22 protein-coding genes and 1 tRNA gene are annotated in these 22895 nt (G+C 37.7%); 16 read left to right on the forward strand and 7 right to left on the reverse strand.

The annotated features are described in order from the left end of the window. Nucleotides 1-88: 88 nt before the first annotated feature. Nucleotides 89-1153 carry a M24 family metallopeptidase gene (locus AC1Q6O_RS22145; protein ID WP_492402225.1) on the reverse strand — a complete coding sequence of 355 codons (1065 nt, stop codon included), beginning with the start codon at nt 1151-1153 and terminating at the stop codon, nt 89-91. A 135-nt stretch (nt 1154-1288) separates the two neighbouring features. Here AC1Q6O_RS22145 and AC1Q6O_RS22150 point away from each other — a divergent pair, with 135 nt between their 5' ends. Next, the gene (locus AC1Q6O_RS22150) at nt 1289-2971 is read left to right on the forward strand and encodes a peptide ABC transporter substrate-binding protein (protein WP_239355478.1); all 1683 of its coding nucleotides are present in this window, start codon (nt 1289-1291) and stop codon (nt 2969-2971) included. A 40-nt stretch (nt 2972-3011) separates the two neighbouring features. On the opposite strand, the gene AC1Q6O_RS22155 is transcribed toward AC1Q6O_RS22150, so the two are convergent. The 4 genes from AC1Q6O_RS22155 to opp3b are packed head-to-tail and all read right to left on the reverse strand — an operon-like array spanning nt 3012 to nt 7336. Further along, nucleotides 3012-3377 carry a DUF3899 domain-containing protein gene (locus AC1Q6O_RS22155; protein WP_492402226.1) on the reverse strand — a complete coding sequence of 122 codons (366 nt, stop codon included), beginning with the start codon at nt 3375-3377 and terminating at the stop codon, nt 3012-3014. Further along, on the reverse strand, nt 3374-5365 hold the full coding sequence (locus AC1Q6O_RS22160; protein ID WP_008177010.1) for an ABC transporter ATP-binding protein: 1992 nt from the start codon (nt 5363-5365) through the stop codon (nt 3374-3376). Before AC1Q6O_RS22160 ends, AC1Q6O_RS22155 begins: the two co-directional genes overlap by 4 nt. A gap of 13 nt (nt 5366-5378) precedes the next feature. Next, nucleotides 5379-6410, reverse strand: a complete 1032-nt coding sequence (gene opp3C, locus AC1Q6O_RS22165) for an oligopeptide ABC transporter permease (protein ID WP_427422822.1) — start codon at nt 6408-6410, stop codon at nt 5379-5381. Then, a complete protein-coding gene (gene opp3b / locus AC1Q6O_RS22170; protein WP_492402227.1) occupies nt 6407-7336 on the reverse strand; it encodes an oligopeptide ABC transporter permease in 930 nt (309 codons plus the stop codon). The genes opp3C and opp3b overlap by 4 nt, the downstream gene beginning before the upstream one ends. Before the next feature lie 150 nt (nt 7337-7486). Here opp3b and AC1Q6O_RS22175 point away from each other — a divergent pair. The 6 genes from AC1Q6O_RS22175 to tsaD all read left to right on the forward strand — a co-directional run bounded on the left by AC1Q6O_RS22175 (nt 7487) and on the right by tsaD (nt 11320). Next, nucleotides 7487-7562 (forward strand) — tRNA-Asp (locus AC1Q6O_RS22175). 469 nt (nt 7563-8031) lie between these two features. Beyond that, nucleotides 8032-8370: a hypothetical protein gene (locus AC1Q6O_RS22180; protein WP_043990233.1), complete on the forward strand. Its 339-nt coding sequence runs from the start codon at nt 8032-8034 to the stop codon at nt 8368-8370. A 335-nt stretch (nt 8371-8705) separates the two neighbouring features. Further along, nucleotides 8706-9155: a tRNA (adenosine(37)-N6)-threonylcarbamoyltransferase complex ATPase subunit type 1 TsaE gene (gene tsaE, locus AC1Q6O_RS22185; protein ID WP_043990256.1), complete on the forward strand. Its 450-nt coding sequence runs from the start codon at nt 8706-8708 to the stop codon at nt 9153-9155. Further along, nucleotides 9152-9859, forward strand: coding sequence for a tRNA (adenosine(37)-N6)-threonylcarbamoyltransferase complex dimerization subunit type 1 TsaB (gene tsaB, locus AC1Q6O_RS22190; protein ID WP_107922867.1), 708 nt, complete (start codon nt 9152-9154; stop codon nt 9857-9859). The genes tsaE and tsaB overlap by 4 nt, the downstream gene beginning before the upstream one ends. Continuing rightward, nucleotides 9852-10304 (forward strand): ribosomal protein S18-alanine N-acetyltransferase, encoded by a 453-nt coding sequence (gene rimI / locus AC1Q6O_RS22195; protein WP_107922866.1) that lies wholly within the window; start codon nt 9852-9854, stop codon nt 10302-10304. The genes tsaB and rimI overlap by 8 nt, the downstream gene beginning before the upstream one ends. Continuing rightward, a complete protein-coding gene (gene tsaD, locus AC1Q6O_RS22200) occupies nt 10304-11320 on the forward strand; it encodes a tRNA (adenosine(37)-N6)-threonylcarbamoyltransferase complex transferase subunit TsaD (RefSeq protein WP_008176997.1) in 1017 nt (338 codons plus the stop codon). Before rimI ends, tsaD begins: the two co-directional genes overlap by 1 nt. A gap of 436 nt (nt 11321-11756) precedes the next feature. On the opposite strand, the gene AC1Q6O_RS22205 is transcribed toward tsaD, so the two are convergent. Next, the gene (locus AC1Q6O_RS22205) at nt 11757-13700 is read right to left on the reverse strand and encodes an ABC-F family ATP-binding cassette domain-containing protein (RefSeq protein ID WP_492402228.1); all 1944 of its coding nucleotides are present in this window, start codon (nt 13698-13700) and stop codon (nt 11757-11759) included. A 244-nt stretch (nt 13701-13944) separates the two neighbouring features. Between AC1Q6O_RS22205 and AC1Q6O_RS22210 the strand changes: the two genes are divergently transcribed. The 3 genes from AC1Q6O_RS22210 to tatC all read left to right on the forward strand — a co-directional run bounded on the left by AC1Q6O_RS22210 (nt 13945) and on the right by tatC (nt 15772). After that, on the forward strand, nt 13945-14580 hold the full coding sequence (locus tag AC1Q6O_RS22210; RefSeq protein WP_012291935.1) for a redox-sensing transcriptional repressor Rex: 636 nt from the start codon (nt 13945-13947) through the stop codon (nt 14578-14580). A 165-nt stretch (nt 14581-14745) separates the two neighbouring features. After that, nucleotides 14746-14931, forward strand: coding sequence for a twin-arginine translocase TatA/TatE family subunit (locus AC1Q6O_RS22215; protein ID WP_008176991.1), 186 nt, complete (start codon nt 14746-14748; stop codon nt 14929-14931). 16 nt (nt 14932-14947) lie between these two features. Continuing rightward, entirely contained in the window at nt 14948-15772 is an 825-nt protein-coding gene (gene tatC / locus AC1Q6O_RS22220; RefSeq protein ID WP_008176990.1) for a twin-arginine translocase subunit TatC, read from the forward strand. 75 nt (nt 15773-15847) lie between these two features. Here tatC and AC1Q6O_RS22225 read toward each other — a convergent pair whose 3' ends face one another. Next, a complete protein-coding gene (locus AC1Q6O_RS22225) occupies nt 15848-16612 on the reverse strand; it encodes a CPBP family intramembrane glutamic endopeptidase (RefSeq protein ID WP_036120942.1) in 765 nt (254 codons plus the stop codon). 168 nt (nt 16613-16780) lie between these two features. Here AC1Q6O_RS22225 and groES point away from each other — a divergent pair, with 168 nt between their 5' ends. The 6 genes from groES to AC1Q6O_RS22255 all read left to right on the forward strand — a co-directional run bounded on the left by groES (nt 16781) and on the right by AC1Q6O_RS22255 (nt 22799). Beyond that, nucleotides 16781-17065 (forward strand): co-chaperone GroES, encoded by a 285-nt coding sequence (gene groES / locus AC1Q6O_RS22230; RefSeq protein ID WP_008176986.1) that lies wholly within the window; start codon nt 16781-16783, stop codon nt 17063-17065. Between the two features lie 128 nt (nt 17066-17193). Beyond that, entirely contained in the window at nt 17194-18828 is a 1635-nt protein-coding gene (groL, locus tag AC1Q6O_RS22235) for a chaperonin GroEL (protein WP_008176984.1), read from the forward strand. A gap of 350 nt (nt 18829-19178) precedes the next feature. Further along, entirely contained in the window at nt 19179-19715 is a 537-nt protein-coding gene (locus AC1Q6O_RS22240; RefSeq protein ID WP_089987155.1) for a DUF6241 domain-containing protein, read from the forward strand. Nucleotides 19716-19929: 214 nt separating this feature from the next. Then, nucleotides 19930-21009 carry a FecCD family ABC transporter permease gene (locus tag AC1Q6O_RS22245; protein ID WP_036120937.1) on the forward strand — a complete coding sequence of 360 codons (1080 nt, stop codon included), beginning with the start codon at nt 19930-19932 and terminating at the stop codon, nt 21007-21009. A gap of 4 nt (nt 21010-21013) precedes the next feature. After that, nucleotides 21014-21775: an ABC transporter ATP-binding protein gene (locus tag AC1Q6O_RS22250; RefSeq protein ID WP_089987153.1), complete on the forward strand. Its 762-nt coding sequence runs from the start codon at nt 21014-21016 to the stop codon at nt 21773-21775. Nucleotides 21776-21788: 13 nt separating this feature from the next. Next, entirely contained in the window at nt 21789-22799 is a 1011-nt protein-coding gene (locus AC1Q6O_RS22255; RefSeq protein WP_090003192.1) for an ABC transporter substrate-binding protein, read from the forward strand. Nucleotides 22800-22895: the final 96 nt, after the last annotated feature.

Raw genomic sequence — 22895 nt, forward strand, 5'->3', positions numbered from 1 at the left:
GCTTTCAATAATAAGCTCAAAATGTTGAAATGAATGGTTTTAAAAAGTGTAAAAAAAAGTAAACATCTATAGGGTAAGTGTAAAGAAATTATAAAATAATGAGTTCTTTTGGCGAGTGTGTGATTATTTCAACACCATCTTTTGTAATGATGACATCATCCTCTATACGAACACCACCAACTTGTGGGACATAAATGCCTGGCTCTACAGTAAGCACCATATTCTCCTCTAAAACGTCTTCACAAACTGTCGACATGAAAATATTTTCGTGAATATCTAGACCGATGCCATGACCTGCTCCATGTCCGTAATTTTGCCCATAGCCTTTAGCTGTAATATAGTCACGTGTATAGCTATCTGCCTGTCGTCCAGTAATACCAGCCTTCATATTAGAAAGAGCGTGTTGCAAGGAGCCATAAACAATTTGATATATTTCTTTTAATTGTTCAGGGGGCTCGCCGACAGCAATAGTTCTTGTCATGTCAGAACGATAGCCTTCATAATAAGCGCCAAAATCAAGTGTAAGCATATCACCTTGCTTAATAGTTTTCGAAGACGCCACGCCATGTGGTAGAGCAGAGCGATGACCAGAAGCGACAATCATATCAAATGCAGCGCCAGTAGCACCATTTTTACGCATATGGGATTCCAGCTCATTGGCAATTTCGATTTCTGTAACACCAGGTTTAATGAATGTCAAAATATGCTTAAAGGCTTGATCTGAAATCCAAGCTGCTTTCTTAATAATTTCAATTTCCTCTGGTGTCTTAATCATACGTAAATCTTCCACAATTGTAGATAAAGGCTTTAATGTTGCTGTTAATTTATTTGCCATTAATTGATACGTGTAGTAAGTGACGTGATGTTGTTCAAAGCCAACAGTTTGAATGGATTCCTGTTCTAAAATTTCTTGAATCGTTTCATATAAACGGCTGCGATCAATTTCATGAACCTCAAATGTTTTACTTTGCTCTGTTGCTTGCTGTGTATAGCGGAAGTCCACCAATAAAAGTGCTCGTGTGTTAGTTACTACAACCGTTCCTGCACTTCCTGTAAATCCTGTTAAATAACGTCGGTTTTGAGTATTTGTAATAATCATTGCGCTTGTACCTTGTGCTTGTAGAGCATTTCGTAATTGTTCTAGTTTTGACATGTTGTCATTCCCCCTTTAATGAAAGTATAATGCAAAATCTGTGCCAATTTTTTAAAAAATAGAATCGGCATGGAAATTGCATAGATTTTTATAGTGCGATTTCTTTCGTGCAATAAAATTAAAGGGGTTTTGAGGATGGCTAAAAAAACAAAATGGCTTTTCGTATTGTTAGCATTAATGCTCGTTGTATTGGTCGGTTGTTACGGCAAAGATAACACCACTTCTGGAAATACTACAAATAGTAATGAAACAGACAAAGTATCTTCTGATGGGGAAGATAATATTGCCGCACAGGAACTTCATTTAGTGGCAACAGGAGATTTAACGACGATGAGCTCTTTAGGGAGTGTAGATGCACTTGCAGTGACGGCAATGAACTCAGTATTTGAGGGATTATATCGTATAGGTCCTGAAAATACACCAATTCCAGGTATGGCAGAGTCACATGAAGTTTCTGAGGATGGTACAGTATATACATTTAAAATACGTAAAGATGCTGTGTGGAGTAATGGGACTCCAGTGACAGCACATGATTTTGAGTATGCATGGAAAAGAGCTATAAATCCCGAAACTCAAGCAATCTATTCATACTTAATGCTAGATATAAAAAATGCTGCCAATGTGCAAACAGAAGAAGATCCCCTTTATGGGAAGGTGGAGGAAATCGGTATTAAAGCAATAAATGATGAAACGTTAGAAGTGCAGCTAAATGCGCCGATCCCATACTTTATTAGCTTAACAACGTATGCACCGTTCTTCCCATTAAATAAAGAATTTACAGAGTCCCAAGGCGATCAATACGCGCTAGAAGCGGAAAATATGATCTATAATGGACCTTTCATGATGGAGTCTTGGCAACATGGGCAAGGATGGACGTTCGTCAAAAATGAAAGTTATTGGGATAAGGACACGGTAAAGCTTACTAAAATCACGCAGAAAATAGTGAAAGATACGGCAACGGCTGTCAATCTCTATGAAGCTGGTGAAATAGACACTGCCGAGTTATCTAGTGAATATGTTGCTCAATATAAAGACAGTCCAGAGTATTCAACGTTTTTAAAGCCAAATACGTATTTTATTCGTATGAATCATGAAAATAAATATTTATCTAATCTAAACATTCGTAAAGCCATTGATATGGCATGGGACAAACAAGGATTCGCTGATGTGATATTACAGGATGGTTCCATTCCTGCCTACTATTTAGTACCTCAGGGATTATCAACAGATGACAAGGGAAATGATTTCCGTGATGGCAACAGCGATATGAATAAAACAAATATCGAGCTAGCGAAGGAAGCGTGGGCTACTGGCTTAAAGGAACTTGGTGTAGACCAAGTAAAGCTGGAGTTTTTAACATATGACCGTGCAGAATCTAAAAAAGCCGCTGAATTTATTAAAAACCAATTGGAGACGAACTTAGAAGGCTTAGAGCTAACAATTAATATGCAGCCAAATAAGCAAAAGCTTGCATTAGAAGGGGCTGTTGATTTTGATTTAGACTATGGTGGCTGGGGCCCTGACTATCAAGACCCTATGACATATATTGAATTATTTGAGTCAACGGCTTATTATAATCAATCTAACTATAAAAATGAAAAAGTTGATGCACTTATTAAACAAGCAAAAACTACCTCTAATGTTAGCGAGCGTTGGGAACTTATGCAGCAAGCCGAAAAATTAATGATGGAAGATGTAGCATTTGCCCCAACATTCCAAAAAGGGTTAAGTCGTTTGACAAAACCATATGTGAAAAACTTATATGAGCATCCATTCTCAGCTGACATAAGCTATAAATGGGTAGAAATTGTAAAATAAAAATGCTGTCCTCTTTTCTCGAGAGGACAGCATTTTTCATTTATAGATAGAAAACTATAGATAAAATGGCTGTCACGGAGCAGCCAAGTATACCTGCTAGTAGTAGCGGATAAGTGAAGGTATAGGACGGAGCATGAACATATTCTAAATCTCCATCTAATTCAAAGGCATAGACACCATTTTTAGTAACACGTGCAAAAAAGCGTTTAAAACTATAGGCGATACCATTAAAAAGCCCACCTTGTATAACAACCAATGAAGCACCTACAATTGTAGCAGTAAGGGATATAAGGAAAATATTATTAATTAGCGTTAAAAAAGTGATTGGTTGGTGGAGGAGCCAGGTATAGCTAAGGGAAACTATGATTATACAGCTAGCAAGTAAGAGGAAGGTCTTTAATTTCAACGTAATATACCTCCTTCTTGTGCTGAACGGTATTGGACAAGCTCCTCTTCTGTCAGCATAACAAAGTGACCAGGCCGTATCTCAACAAAGCTTTCACTTGCGGTATTTCGGTTAGCTTGATAGGTAGCTTCATTAAAAATAATGCGTTTGCGGTCTCGCTCTAGCTTAGGATCTGGTAATGGAATGGCCGATAATAATGATTTTGTATAAGGGTGTACGGGGTGATCATAGAGCTCTTGACTGTCCGCTAGCTCAACGATTTTCCCTCGATACATCACACCAATACGATTACTAATATACTTCACCATCGACAAATCATGTGCAATAAAAAGATAGGTCAACCCACGTTCTTGTTGTAACTTTTTTAGCAGATTCACTATTTGTGCCTGAATGGAAACGTCCAATGCAGAGATAGGCTCGTCTGCAATGATGAGTTCAGGCTCTACAGCTAGAGCACGTGCAATACCAATTCGCTGACGCTGGCCACCACTAAGTTCGTGAGGATAACGGTTTGCATACTCCTTTGTTAATCCGACTATGTTTAATAGCTCATATATTTTTGACTTCCATTCACTTTTAGGTACTTCATGAATGGCCAATCCTTCTGCAATAATATCCATTATCTTCATACGTGGATTGAGAGAAGAATAGGGATCTTGAAAAATCATTTGCACCTTGCTATTGAAGGCAAGCTTGTCTTTTTTTGTTTGATGGTCATTGATATTACGGCCATCAACGTGAATCTCACCACTAGTAATCGCATGGAGTCCAATAATGGAACGTCCCGTTGTCGATTTACCACATCCGGATTCTCCTACAAGACCAAAAATTTCTCCTTTATAAATATCGAAAGTAATGCCATCTACCGCTTTATTAACCGTGTTTTTACTTAAAGAAAAGTGCTGCTTAACCTCTTTTAATGATAAATATGGATGTTCTTTATCAAAGATAGTTGGTGCCTGACGCTTCTCTTGCTGTACTTGAGCAAGCTGTTGGTGAACCGGTACTATTTTCGGTGCGTGTTCATGCAATAACCAAGTGGCAGCGAAATGAGTGTCGCTGACCTGAAACATAGGTGGTTCCTCTATAAAGTCAATTTTTAAGGCATGTTTATTACGAGCTGCAAAGGCGTCACCAGTAGGGGGATGAAGTAGGTTTGGTGGCGTTCCAGGAATAGCATACAATGAATTTGTCTCAATATCTGGATTAGGCATGGCTGCGAGTAGCCCTTGTGTATAAGGGTGCTGACAATGATAAAATATTTCATCAACTAAGCCAATCTCAATGATTTTTCCAGCATACATCACGGCGACGCGATCTGCCATTTTAGCGACAACGCCTAAATCGTGGGTAATAAAGATAATGGATAAATTCATTTTTTGTTGTAGATTTTTTAATAATTCTAAAATCTGCGCTTGGATCGAAACATCTAGTGCTGTGGTAGGCTCATCAGCAATGATGATACGTGGCTCACAAGCAAGAGCCATGGCAATGACTATTCGCTGGCGCATACCTCCAGAAAATTGATGTGGGTACTGTTTATAGCGTTTATCAGCTTCTTTAATACCGACAAGTTGCAATAGTTCTATAACACGGTTAGTTATGTGTCGGCCACGTAAAGTCGTATGTTTTTTTATACTTTCTGCAATTTGGTGACCAATCGTCATCGTAGGGTTTAAGGCAGTCATTGGATCTTGAAAAATCATAGCGATTTCAGCTCCGCGTATTGCTCGAATTTCTTGCTCACTAGAAGATAAAATATCATGCCCGTTATAAAAAATGTGTCCGCTTTTTATCATTGTGGACTCGGTTGGATTAAGGCGAAGAAGGCTTTTCGAAGTAACAGATTTTCCAGAGCCAGACTCGCCTACAATGGCTAAGGTTTCACCTTCAAATAAATCAAATGATATATTGCGTACGGCTTGTACCTCACCATTGTACGTGTTGAAGGAAACACTTAAGTTTTTTACCTCTACTATTTTTTTCATTTAGAGCACCTTCCTATTTACGAGTTTTTGGATCGAATGCATCACGCAGTCCATCACCGAGTAAATTAAAGCTAATCATAATTAAACTAATGACAATAGATGAGACAATCATGCCATGTGGATAAATTCTTAATAATTTATATGAATCATTAACAATTGTCCCCAAAGAAGCGGTTGGTGGTTGTAGCCCTAGTCCAATAAAGCTTAATAAAGCCTCTGTGAAAATAGCACCTGGAATAGTAAATGTAGTCGCAACGATAATTGGTCCAAGCGTATTGGGAATTAAATGCTTCCATATGAGACGCTGGTTACTAGCACCAAGTGTTCGTGAAGCAAGCACATATTCATATGTTTTTAACTTCAGTATTTGTGCTCGAACAATTCGAGCCATACTAATCCATCCTACGATCACCATTGCAATCGTAATTGAAATAATGCCTGGCTTTAAAATAAGGATCAGAAGTATGTTCACAATTAGTCCGGGTATACCCACTAACACTTCAATAATACGTTGCATGATAGTATCTGTTCGACCACCATAAAATGCTGAAACAGCCCCATAAGCAACGCCTATAATGAGATCGATGGTTGCTGCTAAAAAAGCAATATAAAGAGAAATCCTTGTTCCTTCCCATACACGTGTCCATAGATCTCGTCCTAATTCATCTGTACCGAACCAAAAATATTCTTCAATCCCTTTCGCTTCATATTGGTCTATGCCTCGGCTATCGACACCATTTAAGCCTAAGAAAGAAATATTCTCAAGGACAGGAATTTTTGGCGGTAAATTGGTACGCGCAATATTTTGTTCGTCATAGCCGTGGCTATTCATAAAGGGCCCGAAAACGGCAAGTAATAGAACAATGATAATAGTACATAGCCCAACGATAGCTGCTTTATTTTTCCGCAGGCCACGCCATGCATCCTGCCAAAATGATTGCTCAGGACGATAGATGAAATCATCTGTAATATCAGTTTGCGAGGCATATTCAAATAACTCCTTTGAAGGGCTCTTCGTTGTATCATCTGTCAGTTTTATGGTCATGCCTTATCGCCTCCTGTCACACGAATTCGGGGGTCAATCAATCCGTATAAAATATCAATGATTAAAATGACGGTTACAAATAACACCGCATAAAAAATAGTTGTTCCCATAATGAGCTGATAATCATTTGTAATAATTGAATTAACAAATTGCTCACCTAAACCTGGAATACTGAATATCTTTTCAATAACAAGTGAACCAGTAATAGTGTTTACGGTTAACGGACCAATAATAGTTACGATTGGGATCATGGCATTTCGAATCCCATGCTTTGTAATGATAATAGGCTTTGATAATCCTTTTGCTTTTGAGGTTAAAATGTATTCTTGACTAAGGACCTCTAGCATTTCGATACGCGTGAAACGAGCAATTGTAGCAATTACTCCAACAGCTAAAGCAATGGTTGGTAAAATGGAGTACTCAAAGCCATTCCAAAAGGCAATGGGTAACCAGCCCAATTTAACGCCAACCCAATACTGTAAAAAACCTGCAAAAACAAATGATGGAATGGATATGCCTAGTACGGCTAGTATTGTAGCGCCGTAGTCAATAATAGTGTTGTGTCTTAGAGCAGCTATAATGCCTAAAAAAAGTCCAATAATTGTACCTACTAGAATGGCTTGAAAGCCTAAAACAGCCGATGCACCAATACGTTCCTGAATAATCTTAGTCACTGGTCGATTATCAAAGACAAAAGAAACACCTAAATCTCCTTGTACAATATTCGTTAAATAAATACCAAATTGCACAGGAACCGGCTTGTCTAATCCGTATTTTTTGTATAATAGCTCTTTTTGCGTCTCTGGAAGGCGTTCATCATTAAATGGTGAACCTGGCAAAGCCTTCATTAATAAAAATGACAGCAGGATAATAATAAAAAGCGTAATGATCATATAGCCAATTCGTGTAAATATGTACCGAACCATGGCACCAACCTCCTACTAAAAAGTGTGTTGAAACTATTAATTTATTTGCAAGATTGATGCCAATTGTTAGAAAAATAGGAGAAGAAAAAATATGAAAATATATATTGCATACCTTTTTCTTATATGATATATTTATAAATGTCTTAAAGAGGTCCCGTGGTGTAGCGGTTAACATGCCTGCCTGTCACGCAGGAGATCGCCGGTTCGATCCCGGTCGGGACCGCCATTTAAAATTGATATGTTCGCTCTTATGTACTGTTACAGTCATAAGAGCTTTTTTGTATTGAATGAGAATTTTCTTGCCGCATAGCCGTCAACCAGAAATTGATTCAAGCACTTATTTCAATTGTGAAAGTGTCACTTTATGAAGACCCAGTTCACTGGGTAGAAACATAGAGGTGAAAAGCTTTACATTTGGTGAAGGCTTTATGACCTACCTCCTATTGATTTTAACAAAATAACATCTATTGCCCTAAATGGCCCCACTACTGTCACTCGAAATACGCCCAATCCCAATGAAATCACTTGTAGTATTGAAATGAAACTAATGAATTGTATATATTTAACGTTATCTAAAGATAGTAAAAATTACCGATAAATGATGACGGTTTTATAAGGTAAAATGAGATATGTTTCTAAAATTAAAACGACGGGTAAAAATTAGAAGTAATTGGATTGGCTACGGAGGTGTTTATATGGGCAAAGACCATTTCTTAAACCATTTTTATTTACCTTTGCTTATTGGTTCCATGATTATGATGGTAGGCTGTGGAGATCCTATTATAGAGATTGAAGAAGCAAATACGTATCACTGGCAAAAAAATATGAACGAAGTAGAATTTGAGAAATTAAAAAATGATATGTCATATATTGAGGTAGTTGAGACAGCAGGTGGCGCAGGTAAAAAGGTGAAGAATAATGAATACCGTTGGAATGATGAAACTTTGTTGACTCAGGCTTATATAGTGAAATTTAAGGATGATAAATTAATTGCTAAAGAGATTATAGCTGTAAAAGGCCATTCCAATCGATAATTGTAAAATGTCTTTGTAAAAGAAGGCATCTCAACATGTAGACAAAAGCCATCGGGAAAATTCACTCTCGATGGTTTTTGTCCTTCTTATCACATTCACTGGAAAGCGTTCGCCCTTAGTAGAAATCAGCGGCTTTACTTTATTGCATTGTACTGTCTGACACGTCTTCTTAAGAGAAGTCGTGTTTTTGTTTTCATCGTGCCACCTAACTGCTGTTATTAAAAGAGCTTTTTAACGAGCGCACTCAAAGCAAGTATAATGGTATTGGATGCTTTGAACATTTTGGCTAGTTTAGGTAAACTAGAGGTAATGTAGTGATGAGAGGAAAAAAGAATATGTATGAAATAATCATGAATTCAGTTGATGATACAGAACGTTTTGCCTGCAAACTTGCGAATAAACTAGAAGCTCAGGATACGATTACATTAGAAGGTGATCTAGGCGCGGGCAAGACGACATTTACGAAAGCCTTGGCGAAGGGGCTAGGGGTCAAACGAACAGTCAACAGTCCAACATTTACGATTATTAAGCAGTATGAGGGAAGAGTACCGTTTAATCATTTAGATGTATATAGGTTAGCAGAAAGTGATGAAGACCTTGGTTGGGATGAGCTGTTTTATGGAGATGCGGTATCAGTGGTTGAATGGGCGCATTTAATTGAACAGGATTTGCCACAGGATCGTCTAGCGATAGAGATTTACCGAATCGGAGAAAATGAACGACGCTTTGTGTTAATACCTCGTGGAGAACGCTATGAGGCACTATGTGAGGAGCTAATGAAATGATTTGGTTAGGAATAGAAACAGCAAATACACCACTTTCCATTGCAGTTGTAAAGGACGGCAAAGTAGTGGCCGAGATGGTACAAAATATAAAATTAACGCATTCTGCAGGTGCGATGCCAGCGATTGAAGAAATCCTGGCACGAATAGATGTAAAGCCGAATGACTTGGATGCGATTGCAGTATCTGAAGGACCAGGTTCTTATACAGGTGTCCGTATAGGTGTGACATTAGCAAAGACATTAGCATGGACATTACAGAAACCTTTAGTCGGCATATCTAGTTTAAAAACATTAGCTGCCAACGCTGCCCTTTATAACGGGTTAATTTGTCCAATTTTTGATGCTAGAAGAGGCAATGTCTATACGGCAGTTTATCAAGGTGAGACATTAGAAGCACTTGTGGAGGATCATCATGCACATATTGATGATTTATTAGTGCGTTTAAAGGCATTAGAGCAACCTATTTTATTTGTAGGAACAGATGTTGATATATTTTGGGAGAATATTGTGCAAATACTTGGTGATCATGCAGTACGTGCACCATTTAGTATTGACTTGCCACGCGCGATGGAAGTCATTCATCTAGCGATGAAAATGGAGTTACAAAGTGTCGAAGCTACCCATCACTTCGTTCCACAATATAAACGGATTGCCGAGGCTGAGGCGAACTGGCTGAAAGAACAGAAGGAGAAGGAACATGAGTAGGAATGTAACTTATCGAAAAATGGTTTCTGACGATGTGCCAGCAGTTTATGAAATTGAATTGGCTTCATTTCCAGTACCATGGACGTTAGATTCCTTTTACTACGAAGTGCATGAAAATCAGTATGCGCATTATGTACTGGCTATAGATGAAGATGGTAGTATTATTGGTTTTTGTGGAATGTGGATGGTCATAGATGCAGCTCAAATAACAAATGTAGCTGTGATTGAGCAGGCTCGTGGCAGAGGGATAGGCGAAGGACTAATGCGTGAGGCGATGCATATAGCGAGTTTACATGGAATGGAAGTCATGACGCTTGAGGTACGTGTAACAAATGTAGTTGCACAAAATCTCTATCGCAAGCTTCATTTCCAAGATGGTGGTATACGGAAAGGCTATTATACTGATAACGGGGAGGATGCCCTTGTCATGTGGGTGAATTTATAATGAATAATGGATTGATATTAGCAATAGAATCGAGCTGTGATGAAACAGCTGCCGCAATTATTCGAAATGGTCATGAAATTGTTTCGAATGTTGTTGCTTCACAAATAGAAAGCCATAAGCGATTTGGTGGCGTAGTTCCTGAAATCGCTTCACGTCATCATGTTGAACAAATTACAGTGGTTATTGAGGAAGCATTAGCACAAGCGAATATAAAACCAGCTGAGTTAGATGCTGTTGCCGTTACGGAGGGTCCAGGTTTAGTCGGTGCGTTGCTAATTGGCATAAACGCGGCTAAGGCTTTTGCATTTGCCAACAATTTACCGATTATCGGTGTACATCATATTGCAGGTCATATTTATGCCAATGCTCTTGTCCAGCCAATGGAGTTTCCATTATTGGCACTTGTTGTATCAGGTGGGCATACGGAGCTTGTTTATATGAAGGAACATGGCTCCTTTGAGGTTATCGGCGAAACAAGAGATGATGCAGCCGGTGAGGCATATGATAAAGTGGCACGAGTTTTAAATTTACCCTATCCAGGTGGCCCACGCATTGATCAGCTTGCTCATGAGGGCGAAGAGGCTGTTCCTTTTCCAAGAGTGTGGTTAGAGGAAGGGTCTTATGATTTTAGTTTTAGTGGCTTAAAATCAGCGGTCATCAATTATAAACATAATATGGATCAACGTGGCGAAGCTATTTCGCCAGCAGCCGTAGCAAAGGGCTTTCAGGAAAGTGTTGTCGAAGTACTAACCGCGAAAACATTGCGTGCCGCTCGCGAATATCAGGTGAAGCAGGTCATTGCAGCTGGTGGTGTAGCAGCCAATAAAGGCTTACGTGCTTCATTAGAGACAGTGTTCGCTGAGGAAGGAATTCCGTTTTTTGTACCACCACTCAAATTGTGTACAGATAATGCGGCAATGATTGGAGCAGTAGCGATGCCAATGTATGAAGCGGGTATCAGAGGAAACTTAATGATGAACGGTCGTCCAGGTATGGAGTTAAAATCCTGGGTGTAGTAGTAAATGAAGGAGGTATCTTATTGAAGATATCTCTTTTTTATTGTCGAAAATTTGTTGATAAAAAATGAATGTAGCGAAGAGAAGCGTCAAATGAAATGGTTTAATTGACAAATTTTTCGGAAAATTATCCACAGGTAATAGAGCGAACTAAATACCGAACACGCGTACTTATGCACAAATTGTTGATAACTTGTGCATAACTTGTGATTATTCAATATATAGTAGTATGTTTTACACGAGGTGATGTGGATAAAATAATTTTTAATTGTGGACAGTGTGGAAAACTCTGTTGATATGTTGGTATTACTAGATTTATGGTGTGAATAAAACTGTGGGCATTTTTTGTCGAAAAATAGCACTTGACCAATATATATGAAAAATGAAGGAGAGTAAAGAAAAAAGCCATGCGACAATGCACACGGCTTAAATCAAATTACATATCTATATTTTCTAATTCTTCATTTAACTCTAACCACTCTAATTCTAAAAGCTCATGCTGTTCCTTTTCAGTAGCCAATTCGTCTTGCAGTTGGGCAATTTTTTCATGATCTGTAAAAATTGCAGGGTCACAGAGAGCTTCCTCTAATCTATCAATGGAGACTGTCGTTTCTTGCATCTTGCCTTCTAATTCTTCGATAGTACGTCTTATTTGCCGTTCGCGCTTTTTTGCCTCTTTATCAATTTTGGAGGTAGAGGACTTATCAGGTAGTTCCTGCTGTAGTTGCGGTTGGGAAGTACTTTTCATTTGTGCTAGCTCCAACAGCTCCTGTTTTTTCTCTACATAATAATCATAGTCCCCTAAATATTCAAACGACCCAGTTCCAGACAACTCCACTACCTTCGTAGCGATACGATTAATGAAGTAGCGGTCATGGGAGACGAATAGAAGCGTTCCAGGGTAATCGATCAAAGCATTTTCCAGTACCTCTTTACTATCTAAATCTAGATGGTTTGTAGGCTCATCGAGAATTAAAAAATTGGCCTTTTGCATCATTAGTTTTGAAAGTGCCAGTCGTGCTTTCTCACCGCCTGATAAAGAAGAGACGGTTTTATCCACATCTTCTCCACTAAATAGGAAACGTCCTAATACGGTGCGAATATCTTTTTCATTCATAAGCGGCCATTCATCCCATAGCTCTTTTAAGACACTTTTATTGCTTGAAAGCTTTGCTTGCTCTTGATCATAATAGCCAATTTGTACATTCGTACCATAACGGATATCACCTGCTAGAGGTGTTAAATCTTTCACAATCGTTTTTAATAATGTCGATTTACCAACTCCGTTTGGTCCAACAAGAGCAATCCGATCCTCGCGAAAAGTACGTAGCTTAATCCCACTAGATATGCGCTGATCGTTATAGCCGATTGTTAAATCATCAACGGATAATACATCATTTCCACTTTGACGTTCAATCGTAAAACCAAAACTAGCGGATTTCTCATCACCATCCGGCGATTCCATCCACTCTGTTCGTTCAAGCATCTTCCGTCGACTTTGTGCCATTTTTGTTGTAGAGGCACGTGCAATATTCTTTTGGATAAAATCCTCTAGCTTGGCCTTTTCGTCTTGCTGACGCTCAAAAAGTTTGACATCACGTTCATAGTTTTTAGCTTTTTCATCTAAATAAGCACTGTAGTTGCCTGTAAATTTTGTGACACGATGACGTGAAACTTCGTAGACAATGGAAACAACTTGGTCTAAGAAGTAGCGGTCATGGGAAACAATTAAAATAGCGCCCTCATAGTTCTTTAAATAAGATTCTAACCAAGATAATGTTTCAATATCTAAATGGTTCGTAGGCTCATCGAGAATTAGTAGGTCTGGTTTACTCAATAAAAGCTTAGCTAGTGCTAAGCGTGTGCGTTGTCCACCAGATAGTGAGCTAATAGGTTTATCATAGTCTTCCGGATAGAATTGCATGCCGTGAAGCACTGAGCGTATGTCCGATTCATATTGATAGCCGCCAGCATCCTTAAATGTATGCTGTAGTTGATCGTATTCCGACATAACTTTGGCATACAGAGTAGGATTTTCATAAACAGTAGGGTCTGCCATTTGCTGTTCGAGCGAGCGGAGTGTTTGTTCTTGAGCTAAAAGGGGTTCGAAAATGGTCATCATTTCATCCCAAATAGTTAACGTAGAATTTAATCCGGCATGTTGCTCTAAATAGCCAACCTGGATGCCCTTTGGAATAATGATATCCCCTGAGTCATAGGACATTTGACCAGCGATTATTTTTAATAAAGTAGATTTACCTGCACCGTTGCGCCCTACTAAGGCAACGCGATCACGGTGTTGAACTTCTAATTTCACACCACTTAAAATTTCATCTGCAAGAAAGGATTTAGTTAGTTGATTGACCTGTAAAACAATCATTCTTGACACCTCAATTCTACCTTAGTGTAATGGATGAACGATTTGCATGCAATGTCGGTGCTTTACTTATTCCGAGCAGTCATGTAAGATTGAAACGATTTCTTTTTAGTTAGCTGCGTACAAAGCGCCATTAACTAAAGAGAAATACGCTAGTGGATTGAAAAATGTTGTATATAGTTAAGGATAAATGTATTAAAATTAGTACAGTAAAATTGATTGAGTTTCATCTTAAGGAGGAGAAAGTTTGAAACAAGAATTAAAAATTCCACAAGCCACTACAAAAAGACTTCCTCTTTACTATCGATTTATTCAAAACTTTGCACAAGAAGGTATGGAACGTATTTCGTCGAAGGAACTGAGTGAAGCGATGAAAATAGATTCTGCAACCATTCGCCGTGACTTTTCTTATTTTGGTGCTCTTGGAAAGAAAGGCTATGGCTACGATGTACAGCATCTATTACAATTTTTTAGCCAGACGCTTGATCAACATGAAACAACAAAAGTAGCGTTAATTGGCGTGGGGAATTTAGGCAGTGCATTATTAAAATATAATTTTCAAAAAAACCACAACACTCATATTGTTGTAGCATTTGATTCGAAAGCGCCGAAGGATGGCAAAATGATTAGTAACATTCCTGTTTTTCATCCTGATTTGCTGGAAGAAAAGTATGCAGAATACGGGGCAGAGCTAGCTATTTTAACAGTATCACCACGCTCTGCGCAAAAAATGGCAGATCGTTTAGCGGCTATGAATGCAAAGGGAATTTTAAACTTTACGCCCGAGCGCTTAACGGTGCCAGATAGCATGCAGCTCTTAACCATTGATTTATCGGTAGAATTGCAAGCGCTTATTTATTTAATTCGGAATCAGGAAGTGTGAAAATTTTACATATTTTATAGTGGAGTTCACTGTTTCTGTCAAATAGTAATTTTAAATAAAACAAGGTAAAATCAGTGAGAGTGACGAAAAACTTTCACATATAATTAGTTAGCAAAATGGCGAAATATGCGTTAAAATGATGGATATAAAGAGGAGGTGGCTGTAATGGGCGGTATTGGTCCTATGAGCCTCATTATTATCGGAGTTGTCGCGTTACTAATTTTTGGTCCTAAAAAGTTACCAGAGCTTGGTAAAGCATTTGGTTCAACACTACGTGAATTCAAAAATGCTACTAAAGGTTTAGCCGACGAAGATGATGATGACAAGAAAAAGAAAGAACTAGATAAGTAAGTTAGGATGTTGAGGAATGAATCCAAAAGATCTAACTGTCATTGAGCATATAGAAGAATTAAGAAAACGGCTGTTCATTGTTGCCGTTTTCTTTGTTCTCGCTATGGCCGGCGCCTTTTTTGTCGCCAAGCCACTTGTTAAATATCTTCAAGCTACCGGAGCAAAATATAATATTGAGCTCCATGCATTTGACGTAGTAACACCACTAGCAATTTATATTCAAGTTGTTTTTTTAATTGCATTTATTCTTTCATCGCCAGTATTAATGTATCAATTGTGGTCATTTATTAGTCCAGGATTAAGGGAAGTAGAGCGAAGAGCAACCTTAAGCTATATACCATATTCATTTTTATTGTTTATCGCAGGGTTATCTTTTTCATACTTTTTATTATTCCCGTATGTCATCAAATTCATGATGAATTTATCAAATGATTTAGATATTAAGCAAACAATTGGAATACATGAGTATTTTACATTTTTATTTAAACTCACAATACCATTCGGTTTTCTATTCCAATTACCTATTGTAGTATTGTTCTTTTCACGGATAGGTATATTGAGTCCTGATCTACTAATTCGTATTCGTAAATATTCATACTTTGGTTTATTTGTATGTGCTGCTCTCATTGCACCACCTGAATTGGCGTCTCACTTAATGGTATCAGTACCCCTATTTATCCTGTATGAAATTAGTATTATGATATCTCGAGTTGGTTATAGGAAATATTTAAAATCAGAGGAAATTCGATTAAAAGAAGAGCAGGAAGCTGAGCAAAAACGCCAGATTGAAGAGGCTCTTGAGCAACAACGACGACAAATAGAAGAATTGAATAAACAGTAATAGATAAAGCTCGGTGCCTACATAAAGGCACCGAGCTTTTGTATTTTTGACAACTTTATAGAGCTTTACAAAAATTTATTGCATTTTTTCTAGTTCTTGAAGAAACTTTTGCAATGGTTCTGCATAGAATTGTACAAGTGTCACAAATCCATTCAGCATGACATGTGCAATAATGGAAGTCCAAATACGTTTTGTTTTGTGATATAAAAAGGCGAAGATCAAACCACAAATTGTATAAAGTAAAATATGGGAGAAGTCGAAGTGGATAATCGCAAAGAATATAGCACTTACTATTGCCGCCACCCAGAAGTTTGTTGTTTGGACAAGTGATCCAAATATAACTCTACGGAAGACGAACTCTTCTAAAATGGGACCAAATACAACGATCGCTAATATGGCAATAGGAGCTCCTTTAGCTATAGCGACAATATCAGCGGTATTTTGGGAGCCTCCTTCAATACCAAAAACCGCCATTTCAATAGCTGCTCCAATCATTTGACCGAAAAATACAAGGAAGAAACCAAGAATACCCCAAACAATTGTGAGTGGTATTGTTTCTTTTTTTCCTTGATAAACGTTCCAAAAGGCTTTATCACGGGATGTTAAGATTAAACTTAAAATGAGCGCCACGGCAAAGCTAAGCGCAATATACCATCCTTGAGTTATTGGTGCTGCTTGCTCAGAAGCTAGGCCAGTCATCTTCATAACCAGCTTGTGAAACGGTAAGAGCAACCATCTGCTTGAGATATGCATGAGGATATAAATTAGTAAAACATATAGAGCTGTTTTTTTATGTTTTGTTACTTTTGGAGAATTAGTCACAGTCAAAATCCTTTCCATTCATAGGCTTCCTTTCTATTGTAGATGAATATGGAAAGAAAACAAAATTTTTCGAAGTTCTGACTTGCAAAAAAAAGTGTGATTGATTATCATAATAATTGTGTTAGCACTCGATGTTATAGAGTGCTAATAAATTCAACAATTATTATTATTAGGAGGTTGTTTCACTTGTTAAGACCACTAGGAGATCGTATTGTAATTGAACTAATCGAGGTAGAAGAAAAATCTGCATTCGGTATTGTACTACCTGACTCTGCAAAAGAAAAACCACAAGAAGGTAAAGTTGTAGCAGTTGGGACAGGTCGTGTTTTAGAGAACGGACAACGTGTAGAGCTTGACGTTAAAGTTGACGACCACATTATTTTCTCTAAATACGCTGGTACAGAAGTTAAATTTGAAGGTAATGAATACCTAATTTTACGCGAAAGCGATATTCTTGCAATTATTGAATAATATTTGATGCACCTTAAATTAAGGTGAATGCTTATTGTTTCTTGATCGAAAAGTGACAATAAGATGAAATTGATATAAATATATTGAAGAAGCTTAACGAATATTCCATTTCAGGAGGGTAAATTCTCATGGCAAAAGATATTAAATTCTCAGAAGACGCTCGTTCATTAATGTTACAAGGTGTAGATAAATTAGCAAATGCGGTAAAAATAACATTAGGTCCAAAAGGGCGTAATGTAGTATTAGAAAAAAAATTTGGTTCACCATTGATTACAAATGATGGTGTGACAATCGCAAAAGAAATCGAGCTGGAAAATCCATACGAAAACATGGGAGCAAAATTAGTAGCTGAGGTTGCTTCTAAAACAAACGAAATCGCTGGTGATGGTACAACTACTGCAACAGTTCTAGCACAAGCAATTATTCGTGAAGGCTTGAAAAATGTGACAGCTGGCGCAAACCCTGTAGGTATCCGTAAAGGTATTGATAAAGCTGTTGCTGCGGCATTAACGGAATTACACTCGATTTCTCGACCTGTAAGCAATAAAGATGAAATCGCACAAGTTGCTGCTATTTCAGCTGCTGATGATGAAGTTGGACAACTTATTGCTGAAGCGATGGAGCGTGTAGGTAATGATGGTGTTATTACAATTGAAGAATCTAAAGGCTTCACAACAGAGCTTGATGTAGTAGAAGGTATGCAATTTGACCGTGGCTATGCGTCACATTACATGGTAACAGATACAGATAAAATGGAAGCAGTTCTAGATAACCCATATATCTTAATTACAGATAAAAAAATTACAAATATCCAAGAAGTATTACCATTATTAGAACAAGTGGTACAACAAGGTCGTCCACTTTTAATGATTGCTGAAGACGTTGAAGGAGAAGCACTTGCAACACTTGTTGTGAATAAGCTTCGTGGTACATTCAATGCTGTAGCAGTAAAAGCACCAGGTTTTGGTGATCGTCGTAAAGCAATGCTAGAAGATATCGCTATCTTAACTGGTGGACAAGTGATTACAGAAGAATTAGGCTTAGACTTAAAATCAGCTGATATTTCTTCACTTGGTCGTGCTGCAAAAGTAGTTGTGACAAAAGACAATACTACAATTGTTGAAGGTGTAGGCGGTGCAGATGCAATCGAAGCACGTATTGGCCAAATCCGAGCACAACTTGCTGAAACAACTTCAGAATTCGATAAAGAAAAACTTCAAGAACGTCTTGCGAAATTAGCAGGTGGTGTAGCAGTTATTAAAGTAGGGGCTGCAACAGAAACAGAGCTTAAAGAGCGTAAACTTCGTATTGAAGATGCTTTAAACTCAACACGTGCAGCTGTTGAAGAAGGGATCGTATCAGGTGGTGGTACTGCACTTCTTAACGTATATGCAGCAGTTGAAAAAGTGGCTGAATCTGAAGCAGGCGACGTAGCAACAGGAGTGAAAATCGTCCTTCGTGCTTTAGAAGAGCCAGTTCGCCAAATTGCTAACAACGCAGGTCTTGAAGGCTCTATCATCGTGGATCGCCTAAAACGTGAAGAAATTGGCATTGGTTTCAATGCAGCAACAGGTGAATGGGTAAACATGATGGAAGCAGGCGTAGTAGACCCAGCGAAAGTAACTCGTTCAGCTCTACAAAACGCTGCCTCTGTAGCTGCACTGTTCTTAACAACAGAAGCAGTAGTTGCAGACATTCCAGAACCAGCTGGCGCAGGTATGCCAGATATGAGTGGAATGGGCGGCATGCCAGGAATGATGTAAGGGATTATTCACTTCCATCTTGTGAAATAATTACTGGTCATGTAAATAATTAATTTCAATCACAATAACCACTTCTCGGTAAACAAGAGAAGTGGTTTTTTTGTTGCTTAACTTTGCCTATCAATACTTTTTAGATGATAGATTGCACTGAAATCCAAGTAATAAATGTTGAGGATATTACTTATAATCATGTGATAGCATTTGATGAACTATGACTTGATTTAATGCAATTGTGTAGGTACTCTACGTTTTAGAGATGTTGAACCCTGTTACAACTTTCTGTTATTATTATCCTAATTGCATAATATAAACCAATATATAATGATAAAAAATTACTGAGGGGTTATAACATGAAGAGAACAACAAAATCGGTTATCAGTATCATTGTCATTTTCATCATTTTCGGTGGAGCATTTGGTTATATTAAATCCACTGAACATATGGAGAAGCCTGTCCCTGAAAAAGAAAAAGCAATTGTTGAAAATGATGGTGTAATTCTTGAAAGTAAACCTGTTACAAAAGAAGAATTGCTTTATCCTGACAATTTAATAGAACACAAAGTAAACGAAGCCATTCATAACATGTCCCACCAAAAAGTTGAAGCTAGTGTAAAATGGGGCCACACTGAAATCACACAAGAAAAAGTTGATCGATTGTTGGCTGTATGCAAAATGAACGATTATAAATATAAAGAACTTTACATTTCAATATTGGAAAGATGGTCGAAGGGTGATTTTTCTCATGCTGTAGAGGATCATAACGCAATTTGGGAGATGCAAGGTGGCGAAGAATCAAGAAATTCAGGAAGAGCGACGCGTCTATTGAGACCCGAAGAGGAGCGAGCTTATATTGAACACAATTTAAAAGCAGATTTATATGATAAATAACACTCAGCAAAGGGTGTTATTTTTTTATTTGTCGGCCCTTTACCAGTCTGCAGTTAAAAAATGGAGAGCTAGTTTTTTGTGTTTTTTAATAAAAAAATCTAATAAAAAAAATTTTCCTGTTGTTTTTCCTTAGATTATCCCTTACAATACGAAATGTAAAATGATAATGATAATCGTTATCATTTGAGATAATTTGGATAATTGAGGTGACATTTTGGATAATCAGGAAGCTAACAGAATAGGGATGGGCAATATATATTATGTCATCATCTTGCTATTAATCGGCTCCATTATAATATCTGCCGTTTTTTCTGTATCAATTGGTCAGGTCAGTATACCCTTCAAGCAATCAATGGATATCTTGTTGCATGCTGTATCTAATGGAAAGTTTGGCACACTCGATAGTGTGGATAGTGAGTCCTATTTGAATATTATTTTACAGGTCAGAATGCCACGTGTTATTTTTGCACTGCTCATCGGTATTGGACTTGCTTTATGTGGGGCTGTGATGCAAGCAGTTGTACAAAATCCTCTTGCTGATCCATACATACTTGGTATTTCTTCAGGGGCATCATTGGGTGCAACCTTTGCCATTTTAGTTGGCTTTGGCAGCAGTGCATTGCTGGCACAATTCGGGGTTGCCTTTGGCGCATTTGCAGGAGCCATGCTTACTTCTATGGCCGTGCTAATTTTATCTAGTATTGGTGGTAAAGCAACATCGGTAAAGCTCGTCTTATCTGGTGTTGTGATAGGTGCATTATGTAGCTCATTTTCAAGTCTTATTATCTTTTTTGCCAATAATGCTGAGGGCATAAAAACCGTTACTTTTTGGTCTATGGGAAGTTTAGCCTCTGCAAGCTGGGATAAAACACCGATTTTAGCAATCGTCATCGTATTAGGAGCTGCATTATTTCTTTTTCAACATCGAGTGCTGAATACGATGTTACTTGGAGATGAATCTGCTATCACATTAGGTATCAATTTAAGTGTTTACCGTAAATTGTATATGATTCTCACATCGCTAATAACAGGAACGATGGTTGCTTATGCAGGTATGATTGGTTTTGTTGGCTTAATTATTCCACATATTACGAGAGGGATTTTCGGGGCGGATCATAAACGATTAATGCTAGGAACGTTACTCTTAGGAGGACTTTTCATGATATGGGCAGATATTTTGTCTCGAACATTGATCGAGAATGTTGAACTACCGATTGGCATCATTACTTCTGTCATTGGATCACCATTATTTATCTATATGATTGTAAAAAAAGGTTACAACTTCGGAGGGTAGAACAATGGAATTAGTAGCGAAGGAAATAGAAGTAAAGATAGGAAAGAAGGAAATTGTAAAAAACATCTCCATTCATGTAAACAAGCAGCAATTTGTGGGATTAATCGGACCAAATGGATGCGGAAAGTCAACTTTACTGAAAAGTATTTATAAAAGCTTAGTGCCACAAAAAGGGATGGTTTTTTTAGATGATTTAGACGTTTTGAAAAGCCCAGAAAAGAAAATCTCACAGCATTTAGGGGTGGTAGGGCAATTCAATGAAATGCATTTTGATTTAACCGTTCAGCAAATGGTGATGTTAGGCAGAACACCTCATAAAAAAATGTTAGAGTCTGATAATCAAAATGATTTTGAAATTGTCGAAGAGGCATTAGCACGCACGAACTTACAAGCTTACAAGGGACGTAGTTTCCTTTCATTATCTGGTGGCGAAAAGCAACGGGTTATTTTAGCGAGAACAATTGCCCAGCAGCCTAAATTTATGATCTTAGATGAACCAACGAATCATCTAGATATTCGTTATCAAATTGAAATACTTTCTTGTGTGAGAAGCTTAAATATTGGAGTGTTAGCAGCACTTCATGATTTAGAAATGGCTGCACATTACTGTGATTATCTTTACGCAGTAAAAGATGGTGAGGTTTATGCGCATGGTACGCCCGAGGAAGTTTTAACACCCGAAATAATAGAAGCTTTATATCATATTAAGTGTCAAACGTTTACTAATCCAGTGACGAATGGATTAGGATTTGCATATGGACTATAGGAGGAGCAACAACATGAAGAAAAAATTATTACTAGGAATTGGTTTGGCCGCTTTATTAACGTTAACAGCTTGCGGTAATACTAGCAAAAATACTTCAGAAGAAGCACAAACAAAAGAGCATTATCCATTAACTATTGAAAACTTTACAAAGGCTGAAGGTGGTTCGACTTGGGACAAGAAAGATCAAGTATTCGATAAGGCACCTGAAAAAATTATGGCAAACACACGCCCAGCAGCAGAATTATTATTGCATTTAGGACTAGGCGATAAAATCGTTGGTGTTGGTGCAAACTTTGGTGCTGTCGATAAATCTGTGGAAGAGGAATACTCAAAATTAAATATATTAAGTGATGAATATGTAGGGAAAGAGGTTACATTAGGAACTAATCCAGATTTAGTATTTGGTCGTGGTGGCTTATTTGATAATGCTGAATGGGGAGTAGGTACAGTAGATTCACTAAACGAAATGGGTATTAAAACATTTGTTTTAGAATCATCAATCACAGGTGGCACGTATGATTCTATTTATAAAGACATCGAAAATATCGGTGAAATTTTCAATGTTCAAGACAAGGCAACTAGCTTCATTAAAGAATTAAAAGATCGACAACAAGGCATTACTTCAAAATTAGAAAGTATTAAAGAAGAAAAAACATTTGCTTATTTGCATACAAATGATCCAAAGGAACTTTTTGTATACCCAGCACATGATGAAACATTCTTTAATGACGCATTTAAAATGGTTAAGCTAGATAATATTTTCAAAGATGAAACAGGAGATGTTAGTGTGGAAACATTAATTGCATCTGATCCAGATGTGTTAATTCTTCCAAACTGGGATGGTTCTGATCTGACAAAAGTTCGTGAAGAAATCTATGCTAACCCTAAGCTTTCGAGCATGAAGGCTATTAAAAACAAACAAATCTATATTGTAGATTACAATTATATGTTTGGTTATGGCTATAATACAATAGATGGTATGGAAGCCTTAGCGAAAGAAATGTATCCGGATTTATTTAAATAAACTGTATTGGAGCTGCCCATTGGTCTATAAAAAAGACATAATAGGCAGCTTTTTTGTTCATAAACAAGGAGGAGAAATGATAGTTTTCTCCTCCTT

This window comes from Lysinibacillus sp. GW823-FHT06C08, from assembly GCF_058795135.1.

What these genes read in the sequence shown, in the direction of transcription:
- AC1Q6O_RS22255 (WP_090003192.1), top strand. Translation starts at nt 21,789, where the DNA reads ATGAAGAAAAAATTATTACTAGGAATTGGTTTGGCCGCTTTATTAACG.
- tsaE (WP_043990256.1), top strand. Translation starts at nt 8,706, where the DNA reads ATGTATGAAATAATCATGAATTCAGTTGATGATACAGAACGTTTTGCC.
- tsaB (WP_107922867.1), top strand. Translation starts at nt 9,152, where the DNA reads ATGATTTGGTTAGGAATAGAAACAGCAAATACACCACTTTCCATTGCA.
- AC1Q6O_RS22225 (WP_036120942.1), bottom strand. Translation starts at nt 16,612, where the DNA reads ATGGAAAGGATTTTGACTGTGACTAATTCTCCAAAAGTAACAAAACAT.
- rimI (WP_107922866.1), top strand. Translation starts at nt 9,852, where the DNA reads ATGAGTAGGAATGTAACTTATCGAAAAATGGTTTCTGACGATGTGCCA.
- AC1Q6O_RS22160 (WP_008177010.1), bottom strand. Translation starts at nt 5,365, where the DNA reads ATGAAAAAAATAGTAGAGGTAAAAAACTTAAGTGTTTCCTTCAACACG.
- AC1Q6O_RS22180 (WP_043990233.1), top strand. Translation starts at nt 8,032, where the DNA reads ATGGGCAAAGACCATTTCTTAAACCATTTTTATTTACCTTTGCTTATT.
- AC1Q6O_RS22205 (WP_492402228.1), bottom strand. Translation starts at nt 13,700, where the DNA reads ATGATTGTTTTACAGGTCAATCAACTAACTAAATCCTTTCTTGCAGAT.
- tatC (WP_008176990.1), top strand. Translation starts at nt 14,948, where the DNA reads ATGAATCCAAAAGATCTAACTGTCATTGAGCATATAGAAGAATTAAGA.
- tsaD (WP_008176997.1), top strand. Translation starts at nt 10,304, where the DNA reads ATGAATAATGGATTGATATTAGCAATAGAATCGAGCTGTGATGAAACA.
- groL (WP_008176984.1), top strand. Translation starts at nt 17,194, where the DNA reads ATGGCAAAAGATATTAAATTCTCAGAAGACGCTCGTTCATTAATGTTA.
- opp3b (WP_492402227.1), bottom strand. Translation starts at nt 7,336, where the DNA reads ATGGTTCGGTACATATTTACACGAATTGGCTATATGATCATTACGCTT.
- opp3C (WP_427422822.1), bottom strand. Translation starts at nt 6,410, where the DNA reads ATGACCATAAAACTGACAGATGATACAACGAAGAGCCCTTCAAAGGAG.
- AC1Q6O_RS22240 (WP_089987155.1), top strand. Translation starts at nt 19,179, where the DNA reads ATGAAGAGAACAACAAAATCGGTTATCAGTATCATTGTCATTTTCATC.
- AC1Q6O_RS22150 (WP_239355478.1), top strand. Translation starts at nt 1,289, where the DNA reads ATGGCTAAAAAAACAAAATGGCTTTTCGTATTGTTAGCATTAATGCTC.
- AC1Q6O_RS22145 (WP_492402225.1), bottom strand. Translation starts at nt 1,153, where the DNA reads ATGTCAAAACTAGAACAATTACGAAATGCTCTACAAGCACAAGGTACA.
- AC1Q6O_RS22215 (WP_008176991.1), top strand. Translation starts at nt 14,746, where the DNA reads ATGGGCGGTATTGGTCCTATGAGCCTCATTATTATCGGAGTTGTCGCG.
- AC1Q6O_RS22250 (WP_089987153.1), top strand. Translation starts at nt 21,014, where the DNA reads ATGGAATTAGTAGCGAAGGAAATAGAAGTAAAGATAGGAAAGAAGGAA.